The 12,758-nt window shown below is 41.2% G+C and carries 9 protein-coding genes; 5 read left to right on the top strand and 4 right to left on the bottom strand.

The annotated features are described in order from the left end of the window. Positions 1 to 108: 108 nt before the first annotated feature. Both ACM2FC_RS19675 and ACM2FC_RS19670 read right to left on the bottom strand, forming a co-directional pair. Positions 109 to 2,889 (bottom strand): response regulator, encoded by a 2,781-nt coding sequence (locus ACM2FC_RS19675; protein ID WP_498482733.1) that lies wholly within the window; start codon positions 2,887 to 2,889, stop codon positions 109 to 111. Beyond that, positions 2,873 to 3,955: a cytochrome-c peroxidase gene (locus tag ACM2FC_RS19670; RefSeq protein WP_498482732.1), complete on the bottom strand. Its 1,083-nt coding sequence runs from the start codon at positions 3,953 to 3,955 to the stop codon at positions 2,873 to 2,875. The genes ACM2FC_RS19675 and ACM2FC_RS19670 overlap by 17 nt, the downstream gene beginning before the upstream one ends. A gap of 171 nt (positions 3,956 to 4,126) precedes the next feature. On the opposite strand from ACM2FC_RS19670, the gene ACM2FC_RS19665 reads away from it, so the two are divergent. The 4 genes from ACM2FC_RS19665 to ACM2FC_RS19650 all read left to right on the top strand — a co-directional run bounded on the left by ACM2FC_RS19665 (position 4,127) and on the right by ACM2FC_RS19650 (position 9,338). After that, positions 4,127 to 4,609, top strand: coding sequence for a LabA-like NYN domain-containing protein (locus ACM2FC_RS19665; RefSeq protein ID WP_498482731.1), 483 nt, complete (start codon positions 4,127 to 4,129; stop codon positions 4,607 to 4,609). A gap of 443 nt (positions 4,610 to 5,052) precedes the next feature. Continuing rightward, positions 5,053 to 6,507 (top strand): peptide MFS transporter, encoded by a 1,455-nt coding sequence (locus ACM2FC_RS19660; protein ID WP_498482730.1) that lies wholly within the window; start codon positions 5,053 to 5,055, stop codon positions 6,505 to 6,507. 236 nt (positions 6,508 to 6,743) lie between these two features. Then, positions 6,744 to 8,114 carry an MFS transporter gene (locus ACM2FC_RS19655; RefSeq protein ID WP_498482729.1) on the top strand — a complete coding sequence of 457 codons (1,371 nt, stop codon included), beginning with the start codon at positions 6,744 to 6,746 and terminating at the stop codon, positions 8,112 to 8,114. Positions 8,115 to 8,252: 138 nt separating this feature from the next. After that, complete coding sequence (locus ACM2FC_RS19650; protein ID WP_498482728.1) at positions 8,253 to 9,338, top strand: alpha/beta hydrolase family protein; 1,086 nt, start codon at positions 8,253 to 8,255, stop codon at positions 9,336 to 9,338. A 40-nt stretch (positions 9,339 to 9,378) separates the two neighbouring features. Here the strand turns inward: ACM2FC_RS19650 and ACM2FC_RS19645 are convergent, their stop codons facing one another. Continuing rightward, the gene (locus tag ACM2FC_RS19645) at positions 9,379 to 10,581 is read right to left on the bottom strand and encodes an MFS transporter (protein ID WP_498482727.1); all 1,203 of its coding nucleotides are present in this window, start codon (positions 10,579 to 10,581) and stop codon (positions 9,379 to 9,381) included. A gap of 153 nt (positions 10,582 to 10,734) precedes the next feature. On the opposite strand from ACM2FC_RS19645, the gene ACM2FC_RS19640 reads away from it, so the two are divergent. Further along, positions 10,735 to 11,616, top strand: a complete 882-nt coding sequence (locus tag ACM2FC_RS19640) for a LysR family transcriptional regulator (protein ID WP_498482726.1) — start codon at positions 10,735 to 10,737, stop codon at positions 11,614 to 11,616. 51 nt (positions 11,617 to 11,667) lie between these two features. Here the strand turns inward: ACM2FC_RS19640 and ACM2FC_RS19635 are convergent, their stop codons facing one another. Then, positions 11,668 to 12,654, bottom strand: coding sequence for a polysaccharide lyase family 7 protein (locus tag ACM2FC_RS19635; protein ID WP_498482725.1), 987 nt, complete (start codon positions 12,652 to 12,654; stop codon positions 11,668 to 11,670). Positions 12,655 to 12,758 lie beyond the last annotated feature (104 nt).

The raw sequence follows: 12,758 nt of genomic DNA, 5'->3' as shown, positions 1-12,758 counted from the left end.
AAAATCCCTCGGCGTTCGCGCTGTGCCGGTTCAAGTCCGGCCCGGGGCACCATCTCTCCTGAAATAAACTTTTACTCACTCCGAACTCTTTAGACAAGCGTAAAGCTGCTACGAACTTTCTGCCTTCTTATCGTCTATGTTGGTGACATTATTTTGAATTGCAGACAGTGCCGCGAGAAGCTTTTCCTTGTTAATTGGTTTTAGGATCACTTCACTTGCCCCACCGCGTATGAATTCTTTTTTTGCCTCAGGTGTTGCGTCTGCAGTACAAGCGATAATTTTGCTGCTCGGTGCTACTTGTGTTTTGATTATATTGGTCGCTTCTATACCGTTCATCACTGGCATATGGTTATCCATTAGGATAGCTAAGTAGGCATGTTGTTTGGCAAAATTTACCGCTTCTTCTCCAGTATTGGCGACATCTATTTGGTCATAGCCCATAGAATGTAGCAATTTCGTCAGAACGATAATATTGACGTTGTTATCTTCGGCAATAAGAATTCGATGTGTTTCTGGAGGGGAGATTGTTTTCTCTTCCTCAAGGGTTTTCAATATACGGTGAGTCTGATGGCAGTTTACATTCATTAAGTTAATGATTTTTTGCAATAAATCCGCTTCGGGAAGCTGCTGTTTTCTTGCAATATCTTCTGCCGTTTTCGCTAGTTCCGATATTTCTTTTAATCTGAACTCTACAGACATCCCATTGATAGCGTGCAGCAATTTATGAAGCTCTAACGTATTTGAGTTTGCATAGGCTTCGATGAGCCGAACTGATTTTGACTCAAGTTCAAAGTCCAACGAGCGTAGTAAGTTTATCTTTTCTTGTTTAGAAAAACCCATTTCATTTAATAGCGGGCTTTGAGATACTTCTTCTTCAGTTAATGATAAAGTTTCAATCGGATGACGTACGAGTTGGATGACGTTATCGTGAGTTGTTTCTTTCGTTTCCTTCTGTTTATAAAAGTCCTCTGAGAATTGTTCAATAGCACGCTCCAAATTGTTTCTCTGTAGAGGTTTGGTTAAAACAAAGTTGGCGCCAGCATCAATGAGTTGATCATGAGCTTGTTCGAATACGTCAGCTGTGCATGCGAAGATCACCGTCTCCAATTTGAGATCATTCCGAATACATCTAGTAGTGTCGATACCACTCAAGTTCGGCATATGATTGTCCATTATGATGAGGTCAAATCTTGTTGTTTCTAATAGATGTAACGCCGCCATACCATCGCGTACCCAAGTGACTTTATGGCCATGTGGAGAAAGAAACTTGCGAGTAACGATCGCATTAACTTGATTGTCTTCTACGAGTAGTATTTCTAGGGTCTTATCGTCGTCTTGTTCGGTTGAATGACTGACTTGGATTGTATCTTGCTCTTTTGAATCGTTAACGGTTTCGACGGCAAACGGCAACGAGAGAGTAAAGGTTGTACCAACATTAAGTTCACTGGTTACTGAGATTTCTCCGCCCATTAAATCCGTGATCTGCTTGACAATTGAAAGGCCCAGCCCAGTACCTCCAAATTTTCTTGTGGTGGAAAGTTCAGCTTGCTCGAAAGGTGTAAATATATTTTTTAATTTATCCTCGGCTATACCTATCCCTGTATCTGAAATGATGATTTCTAGGTGAGTTTGAGGTGTCTTGCAAAGGATGAACCTCATTTCTACCTTACCTGTGTTAGTAAATTTGATGGCATTCCCTGCAATATTAAAAAGAATTTGTCTTAGGCGAGCTGAATCGCCAATAAATTGCACTTCATGAGGGATGAGATTGCACGTATTAAATTCAATGCCTTTGTTCTTTGCTAGGGGTTTTAATACTTGGTTGGAGTGTGCAAGAACATCATCGATAGAAAATGGAGCATGTTCGAGCTCCATTTTTCCTTGTTCAATTTTGGAAAAATCTAAAATATCGTTAAGTAGAGTGACGAGATGTTGTCCAGAGTCGATAATAACTTGTACGCTTTCCGTAGTTTTAGGGTCGCTTGATTCATCTTTTATTACTTGCGCCATACCGAGGACGCCATTCATCGGTGTACGTAGTTCATGGCTCATCGTCGCCAAGAAAAGCGATTTTGCGTGATTGGCTTTCTCAACTCTGTCGATGGCGTCTTGGTAGGCGATGTTATTACGCTTAAGCTCTTTCATACGAAGCAAATAAAGCGAGACAACGAAGCCCGCTATCAATATACATACAGTTGAGAATAACTGAATTAAAGTAGTTCTAACGTCAGCGGATAGTTCAGCCATCGTTTCTTCTGAACGATTAACAAACTTGGTAATCGCTGGGGATAGTAAAAACTCAAATAGTTGTTGTTTTTGTGTTTCTACTTCATTGAAGGTGCGGATTATTGGAGCGAGTTGCGCCAGTGCATCTTGCTTGAACTTACCGGATTTTAGTTCTTGAATCAGGATCTGTTGTTCTGCTGCGCCTGTTAATAAAGGCACATGTTTTTGAATTGAAGAAGTGTTTAGTTGATGAGTTAACGATGTCACCACAGATTTTTTGACGACAATTAGCCCAATAATATGATCGATAGCATCGGTAATTTCGAGTGCAGAGTTGCGAAAATCTATAAGGGCCGTGTAGGCATTGTTATTATCTAAGCCAAACATATCAAATATGGAGGTTTGATAACCCTCGACCATTGTCTCGACTTGGTTTTCTATTTCGACCGTCGAAGAGGCAAGTTGATAGGGCTCTAGGGTAGGATTTAGAGCATGCTTTGTAACTCTATCTCTCAGTTCTATTAAGTTGTGGCCTACACTGACAACTGTCGAGCGGTAATCAGAGAGCTTTGTATATTTCATGTACAAAAATATAGAGACAACGATGAGCAGTGAGTTAATTAAAACAACTGTGCTAAATAGAGATTTATTGGTCCGAGTCATTACTAAACTCCTCTAAAATAGCGGGCTTTTGACCCGATAAGGTTGTCAAAAACGCATATAAATCATCGGTTGTTTGGCGATCAAATGTTTTTCCCAACTGACTTTCACCCATAATACGAATGGCTTCTTTTAGAGAATGAGTTTTACCATCATGAAAATAGGGTGCGGTATTTGCCACATTTCTCAAACTCGCCACTCGAAACAAATACATGTCTTTTGTGTTGTTGGTCGTGGCGTGTCTTCCCGTGTCAGTCGTTCGGTTCTCGCCAATCTTATTTTCACCAAAATAACCAAATCGCATAACCATTCCACCGCCGATATTGGTTCCCCTGTGACATTGAATACAACCTTCGTCTTGAAAGGTTTGCCAACCTCTTTTTTGCTGTTCAGTGAGTGCTGATTCGTTACCTAATAGATACTGGTCAAAAGGTGAGTTTGGTGTTGTCAGTCCGTGCATAAATTCGATTAACGCCGCTTTTATATTTTTCTCATTGATGTTGAGGCCGGCTTGTTCAAACATTTCAGAATAGATTGAAGAACCTTTGACATAATTACCTATTCTGAGCCAGTCTGAATCCATCTCCATAACATTATGTACCGGGCCGTCTAGCTGGTCAGTTAAGCTGTTTGCCCGACCGTCCCAAAAAAAGCGATAGTTGAAGGCCACATTAAATACTGTTAACGAGTTTCGTGTCCCTTGACCACCAACGCCAACCGACACTTCAGTTTGTTCAGCACCATTGCCTATCAGGCTATGGCAAGACTCACAGCTAACATCGTTGTTTGATGACAGGTTTGGATCTTTAAATAGCAGCCATCCAATTTTTGCTTTTTGCTTATCGATAGATGGTTGTGCGGGGATCGGGTTAACTAGCTGATTGAATGAATTTTTCGCTGTCTCAGTGGTGGCTGCTTTACTGTAATGACGAGTAAGTTTGGGCTTGGTTTTGTTTTCTGGGCTCGATGATTCATTTGTTGGCGATTTCAATAATATTGAGGTTGCCAGAGCTCCAACGAAAAGGGCCACGGCAAAACCTGCTATGACTAGCCTTGTTTTGTTTACCATACTGACATCCAATGTTCTTGTATTATTATTAACTATAAGATTAGTTGCATATATGGGTTATTCAAATGTTTTGAGGTGCTGCAGTTTGATATTGTGGTTGGATATGTTGGACTCAGACTGTATTTATTGTTATACAGGCATCAAACTGGACAGAGTGTTAACCGCATAATAATGACGAAAGTAGCCATTTTGGTAGATGTACAAAACGTTTACTATACCACCCGGGATAAATACAAAAAAAATTTCGATTACAATCAATTTTGGTACATAGCAACGCAAGATCGAGAGGTTGTCTGTGCGAATGCTTACGCGATTGCTAGCAAAGATGCAAAGCAAAGGCAGTTTCATCATATTTTGCGAGGCGTAGGGTTCAACGTTCAGTTAAAGCCTTTTATCCAACGATTAGATGGCAGTTGCAAAGGGGACTGGGATGTAGGAATTGCCATAGATGCAATTGAGTTAGCTCCTGAAGTAGACGTGGTTGTGCTGGTTTCTGGGGACGGGGATTTTGAAGTGTTGGTTGATAGAATCCAAACAAAATACCAGAAGCGAGTCGAGGTTTTCGGTGTGCCTGGGTTAACAGCGCAAAACCTAATCGATTGTGCTGACAAGTTCGTTCCTATAACGGAAGATTTTTTATTGCCTAAAAAATAGCGACAACAGTACCTGCATAACTTTTAATCAATATAGTGAAGCTCAATACAAGCATTTGTTTTTCGTTTTCTAAAAGTTAAAAACCGAAAATGATCACCATGTAAAACGAATTTTGTGTGGTGCAGCTCTAATTTATTGAAAAGTATCGTATAAAATCCAAATCTTAATTTTTTATCTTTCTATAGGTTTAATATATAGATAATTAATTCAAATTAAACCTTGGCTTTAATACTAAATACGGTATTCTTCAATTGAATTTTTATTCACTTTAAGTGGGATTTTTTATGTCCTTTAGAACATGCAGTGTTCAAAGCTGCTTATTTATGTCTGAGATATGGAATAAATAGAGGGCGACGTGACTACGGTCAATGTGTCGCTAACAGATTTGATTAACAGATATTTTAATTATCTGATTTAGTTTAGTTAGTACGGAATTTTATTTTATGAGCAACTCTTCCCATCCCAAAGGTGTCTTTCACGTCATAAGTGTGCAGACTTGGGAGTTTTTTAGTTATTACGGCATGCGTGCCTTACTGATCCTTTATCTGACTCAAAAATTACTATTTACGGATCAGCATGCCTATGCACTGTATGGTGCATACACTTCGTTGGTCTACGTTACGCCAATTTTGGGTGGGATAATTGCGGATAGATATTTAGGTAATTTTTGGTCGGTAGTGATCGGTGCTTTGCTAATGGTCGCAGGGCACACTGTACTTGCTGTCCCTTCTACGGACAATACGACACTTTATACGGCATTAGCCCTCATTATTGTTGGTTATGGCTTTTTTAAGACTAACTCAAGCTGCCTTTTGGGTGAGTTATACAAAAACCATGACTCGATGCGTGAATCTGGTTTCTCGCTATCTTACGTGGGAAGTAACGTTGGTGCATTTCTAGCGCCGCTTGCGACTGGTTATTTCTCACAACAGTACGGTTGGCACGCAGGTTTTGGTATCGCGGGTATCGGTATGCTTTTAGGTTTGGTTGTTTTCCTTTCCGGAAAAAAAGCATTTAAAGATGTTGCGGGTATTAATAAAGAGGTAATGACTTCTTCTACTGCTGGTTTGCCTAACTCTATCATTATGCTTTTGGGTGTTGCGATCAGTGTGATTTTTTTCGCATTAATTTTAGCGCACCTTTGGGCAGGATATGTACTGACGGTTGTTGGTATCGCAGCTCTTCTTATGATGGTGAAGATTTATAAACGCTGTGATGCTGAAGGTCGCAAAAATATGTGGGCGATTGTCCTATTCATGGCCTTTGGTACGTTGTTCTGGGCCTTTGACCAGCAAGGTGGTAGCTCAATCAACCTGTTTATCGAGCGTATCGTAAACAAACATTTGTTCTCATGGTCAATTCCAGCTTCTTTTTACCAATCTATTAACCCGTTTGCTGTTATTGTTGGTGGCGTATTCGTTGCGTGGGCATGGAAACTGTTAGCACGCTTTAATATCAAACCAAAGACACTGTCTAAGCTTGGAACGGGTTTCCTATTCTTAACGGCTGGATTTTTACTCATCAACATCTCATCTCGTTTGGCAATGCAAACAGGCCATACTTCAATGCTTTGGGTAACTATCGGTCTAGGGCTTATTGGTGTGGCTGAGCTGTTTATCGACCCTGTTGCTCTAGCGGCAATTACGCGGCTCAACCCAGCAAACTCAACGGGTACTCTTGCGGGGATTTACATGCTCGCGAGCGGCTCGATCGCCAACTATCTAGCCGCATGGATTGCTTCTGCGTCTTCTGTTGAAACTGCGCAAGGCCACGTCCTTAGCTTAACGGAAGCAGCCGCTAAATATCATGAAGTATTCCAAACAATCTTTATGATTGCATTAGCAGGTTTTGTGCTGTCTATTGTGCTTAATCTCTTCACAAGAAAGACTTTGCCATAGAGCAATTCATTGATTAATTAGTAAAGGGAAGCGATTTCGCTTCCCTTTTGCATTGGTGCATTGGTGCATTGGTGCATTGACAAAGACTGTACAGATAATCGTTCAAATTTCAATAGGTTTCATTTGAACAACTTCATCAAAATAATTGAATTCCCAAATATTATATGCCGAGTACAATAGCTACCACCTAAAATAATAGCCAATGTTACAATGACCTTTTCTTTACGGTGTGTATTATGACCGACAAAAAAAACAGCTCGCTTTTTCTCTATATTATTATTTTATCCCAGTTTGCTGCTCCATTTATGTTTTCCGGAGTAGGGGTGACACTTCCTTCCATTGGGCATGACTTTAGTGCTGATGCTGTTTCTCTAGGCTTGATTGAGACGATTTATCTAGGCAGTAGTGCTGCTTTTTTACTTCCTATGGGTAAATTAGGTGATATGTTCGATAAAAAGCTTATGTTTAAGCTTGGCTTGGGATTATTCGCGCTTACTACTTTGTTAATAGGTTTTGCACCGAGCATTACTTGGATGCTTGTCATTCGATTTTTTCAAGGAATCGCATCGGCGATGTTTGCGTCGACCAGTATGGCGATTATCACAGAGGTCGTACCTCCACAAAACCGTGGGAAGGCTTTTGGAATGTCCATTGGTGCTATCTATGCGGGTATTGCAAGTGGCCCTTTTATCGCAGGGATCATAACTCAGTCATTAAGCTGGCATTGGGTATATTGGATTAGTTTTATTCCAATGGCCCTTGCTACGCTGCTTAGCTTTACGTTAATTAGTAGTGAGTTGAAATCAAATTCGCAGAAATTCGACTATACTGGCTCAGTCTTAATCATAGCTAGCTTGATGCTATTGATATTTGGCGGGGCATCTTTGAGTGGTGGTAAACATGGCTACGCGTTGTTGGTCATTGGGGTATTGGTGGCCGTCCTATTTGTAATAGTAGAGCTAAGATCTACTCATCCTTTGTTGGATATTAAAGACCTAATTTACAATGTAAAGTTAAGGGAATCACTTCTTATTCAAATGCTTATTTATTCAAGTGCATTTGGTACGACTTTCTTATTTAGTTTGTATTTACAGGTATTACGTGGCTACGATGCCGAAATTGCAGGTAGAATATTGATTGTTGGTTCGGTAGTCATGGCATGCTGTGCTCCTATCGCGGGTCGTTTATCTGATAAATATTCGCCTCGAATCTTTGCCACTATCGGAACAGCGAGTATTGCGATAAGTAGTATTCTAGCCACCCAAATAGACAATAGCACAAGCTTGGTTTACATCATTTCTATTCTACTATTTCAAGGCATTGGATTTGCGCTATTTTCTTCACCGAATATGAATATCATTATGAGTTCTGCAGATAAAAATAAAACTAGCGTTGTTTCTGCATTGTCTGCTAAAACTCGTAGTTTGGGGATGGTGATAAGTATGTTAGTTGTTACCGTTGTGACTTCTATCCTGCTTGGTGATGGCGAAGTGAGGTATCACAAGACAGCTTATCTCAGCGTTATGTCACATACTTTTATGATCTTTACTGTGTTTGCTGTGTCATCAGTCGCTGTAGGTTGCTATTCATTATTAAAAAAACGCTAAATAAAACATACGAATAGAAGCGTTAAATTTTTACTAAATTTTCTGTTTTATCGACTTGTACAACATTTTTATAAACAATAAGTGTTAGGGTAACCGCCCAAATTAATCATCTCTTGTCATTATATAAAAGGAATAAATATGACAAAAATAACAGCGGTTATCCTATTTGTATTAAGTGTAGTGATTTCTTTCGTCGCAAGTGCCAATACTTTTGATAAGTCGACGTTTGATCAACTCGACTATGGCTTATATTGGGCTGGCGCAGATAATCAATTCGAAAAAGCCAGTGCTGCGACAGCAAATGGGAGCACTTACTATGATCCCTCGAAGCCTACGATTATTTACATACATGGTTGGCAATCTGGCTCTTCCGAATCTCAATATCGCGAGACATTTTATGATACTTCCAGTGGTCGGCCAGATATGGACTTGGCTAACCTTTGGATTGCTAAAGGTTACAATATAGGCGTACTTTATTGGAATCAATTTGCGGACGAATCAGAAGTACAGGACGCAGAAGCAAAAATATGGACAGCGGATGGACCTAAGGGAATGAGGTGGCGCGATAGTAGCGGTGCATATCATAGTGGTGACGTTTCTCAATCAGTCACAGACTTACTCTACAGTAATTATGTTGCAGCTATGGCTGGATACAAAGGCAGCGATCTTCGAATTGTTGGCCATAGTCTTGGTAGCCAAGTAGCAACAAGACTGGCCGCAATGATAAGTGATAACGCAGAAAGTGGGAGTATCAGCAGCCAGTTAGTACCGAACCGAGTTAGCTTGCTGGATGCATTTTTCTCGAATGGTTCTAAGTCCTATCTCAATAATCAGTGGGTTGGTGAAAAAGTGAGAGAAATAGCCAAAGTACTAATAGATCGCGGCACCGCAATAGATTCTTATCGGACTTCCTCGGTAACCTCGAGTATTTTTGTTGGGGATGAAAATAAAGAATTGCACAATATGTTGGCTTTCTCGGAGCAGTCCACGTCATATTTTAGCGTGTTACAGCAAACGGAAAAACATGTTGCTGCGGTTTGGCTATACCTATGGTCGATAAATTATCCAACACCCACTGTCGTTAACAGCGAGTTAGCAGGGTTATCAGCTTCATCGTCTGACAGTGAAGTAAAAGCTTGGATGAACAGCGATTACCACTTAAAACAATACTCTGGAGGAAATACGAAAGATCCAGTTGATGATACCTATGAAATGAAGAAATAGCCGAGAATGAAAACCACCTTCGATGAAGGTGGTTTAAGCTTTATGAGCAAATAGCTTCACTGACTTTTTGCAGATTTGACTGATGCGACTTTTTATCAAGCCTGCCGCTGAAACGTGTTAACAATAACGCAGCGAAAACGATGACCGCTCCAACCCAAGGGGTATGCATGAGCCCTGCATTTTCAACAATAAGACCTCCTCCCCATGAGCCTAAAGCGATACCAATGTTAAATGCGGCGATATTCAAGCCGGATGCAACATCTACGGCATCTGGTACATGTTTTTCGGCCAGCTTAACGACGTAAACTTGCAAACCCGGAACGTTTCCAAAAGCAAAGGCTCCCCAAACCAAAATGGTTAACACTGCGGTAATCGGGTTGATGACACTGACATTAAACACCAACATAACCGCAGATAAACCTGCAAAGACGACACTTAACGCTTTGATAGGCCCCATCTTGTCTGCCATTTTACCCCCCCAAATGTTGCCTACTGCGACTGATACGCCGTAAACCAACATAATCAAGCTAATGGCATTGGGGCTAAATCCAGACTCGCTCTGTAAAATGGGAGCTAGAAAGGTAAAGGCGGTAAATGTTCCACCATAACCAAGTACAGTGATTGCAAATACAAGTAGCAGGCGTGGCTTAGTCAGTATTTTTAGCTGAGAAGATAGTTTAGTTTCAGGTGGCTGTTTTAAGTTATTAGGCACTAAAAATGCGCTGCCTAGTAAAGCAACAAATCCAAGTATCGCCACGATAAGAAACGTAGCCTGCCAACCAAATAGTTGGCCAATATAAGTACCTAATGGAACACCCGTCACAAGAGCGACAGTCAAGCCGGTAAACATAGTTGCAATTGCGCTGGCGGCTTTTTCTTTTGCAACCAAACTAGTCGCTATTGTTGAGCCAATAGAGAAAAATACACCATGAGCTAATCCAGTCACAATCCGAGCGAGGATAAGTGTGTTATAACCAGGGGCTTGCCATGCGACAAGGTTCCCTATCACAAATAGGCTCATTACTGACAGTAAGACGGTTTTACGTTTCCACTTGTTGGTCAGTGCTGTCAATACGGGTGCGCCTATCGCAACTCCTAATGCGTAAAGGCTTACAAGCAATCCTACAGATGGTAATGAGACGTTTAAGTCTGACGCAATGGTAGGAATAAGCCCTACTATCACGAATTCAGTGGTTCCAATAGCAAAGGCGCTTAACGCCAAAGCAAGCAAAGCTAACGGCATAGTTTTTCTCTCTTTCAAGGTTGGAGTTGTTAGGTTCTGACGTTTTAATGCGGCTATTATGCAAGGAGCTGTCTTTGCGAAAAATAGTGTTTATGACAAATTACTTTTGCTATAAATAGTAGTAATTACTTAAAAGAGAATGAGGTTTTATTGGTGCTCACTCGAACAGATGACTTAGAAGTTTTACTCGCTGTGGTCGACAGTGGTGGTTTTTCGGCGGCGGCGGAAGCTTTGGATATACAAGTTGCCAGAGTTTCCCGAGCAGTAAACAAAGTAGAGAAACAGCTCGGCGTATCCATTTTGAATCGAACTACTCGGCGAGTTGAGTTGACCGAAGAGGGAAGAGCATTTGTGTCTTCAATAAGGCCAGCGATATTGCAGATTCAACAAGCAGAAGAGGAAATCGTATCTCGTGGAGAGTTGCCAAAAGGTCGACTTAGGGTAGACGCAGCGAGTCCGTTTATATTTCACCAACTAATTCCCTTAGTGAATGACTTCAAGCAAGCCTACCCGGATATCCAATTAGCGCTGACTTCAAACGAAGGCTTTGTTGATTTGTTAGAAAAAAACATCGATATCGCTATACGCATCGGTAATTTAACGGACTCGACGCTCTATGCAAGGCCATTAGGTAAGAGTCCCTTATATATCGTCGCTTCTCCTCATTATTTGTCTTCGAGGGGAATTCCCAAGCAAGTAAACGACCTTGTTACTCACGATACGTTAGGGTTTTCTGGTCCTAGAGTTTTAAACCATTGGCCAATAAAAGGTTTTAAGGCGCTTAATCCAGCGTTAACATCAAGTAATGGCGAGACTCTACGCCACTTGGCTCTTGCAGGAAATGGCATTGCTTGTTTATCTGGTTTTATGGTCAAACAAGACATAGAAGAGGGGCGGCTCATCGCCTTATTCGAGGACAACAAGTTGATAAGTACAGGAAGAGAACAAATAAACGCGGTGTATTATAACTCCTCCGCAGTAGCGAAGCGAATCTCCGCCTTTGTCGACTTTATTCTACCTAGGTTGAGCTTATAGCGTGGTAACGACCAGAGCTTACAGATCCTTACCACGCGTTTACACCGATGATTATTGATTTAATGCCAGTTTATAAAAGCTAACCTTTGCATAATCTCCCGCTTCTATGCCGCGATTCTGGCATTTTACCGTACCGGTATTGCACTGGTTATACGCACCAGCTTTATAGAAAAACAATTCATCGCGGTAACCTTGGTCGTATTTATTGCCTAGGTAGTGTCCTTCTGCGATGTTCATAGAGAACTCTTTAGTAACAGGAGAGGCGCTGTTCGGATTCTTGATAAATTTCAAGTTCATCATATCGCCGACCACATCGATTTCGTACGATATTTTCTCTCCGAGTTTTATACCATCTGCTGGATCATCATGACCATAGCGAAGTTGTGCTTTGCCGAAGACATCGTGAGAAACATCTAAGCGACGATGGTAGTTCTCACCTGTAGCATTGTTTTCGTAAGTCCAGTAGATTGAGCCATGCTCATGATCAGGCAGCTTACGATAGTATATTTTTAGTGGTTCATTAGTCCTAGCGTGAATTTGGCCAATGACCACTGAAAATGAAGAGTTATGGCGATGATCGCCGGATTCACTGACATGATCAACGGCTAGGGTAGCTGTCATACTACCGCCAATCGCGCCATATTCATTTGCCTTTGGGTTTGATGCAACGGCAAAGTTGTTTTTCGGATCGTAGCTACCGGTCGTTGGGTCTGGAGACAACTGAGCATGTAGTTCTGAGCGCGCGTTACTTGAGTTTGGTGTTGTCATTGCTTTATTTGGTGCGGCGAAGACCATTGCTCCTGTTACTGGGTCGGTATAGAACCATTCAGCGTGAGAGTAGCCTTGGTTTAACTCTACTTTAGACACTTCCATTACCTTACCTTTGCGTTCAGGCTTTACATCTTCAATAGGTATAACGATCTTCCATTTACTCAAGTCAAAATTATCGGAAGGAGGTTTACTTGGATCTAAAGTTGCGTTGGCAGAAAATGCTGTTGCAATTGAAATAGAGAGTAGGGCAGTTGTTGTCAGGTTCATTGCCTTTCCTTTTGCGTTAGTTGTTTGTCCGTATTGTTTTGTGGCGAGTAGTTGACAAGAATCGTAATAATTAAGGCACAAACCAAGGTAGACTCTTGTGCCTT

The sequence above is a fragment of the Vibrio sp. A37 genome, assembly GCF_059777565.1.
Note: the sequence above shows the minus strand (reverse complement) of the source record. Positions and strands in the feature narration are given on the sequence as shown.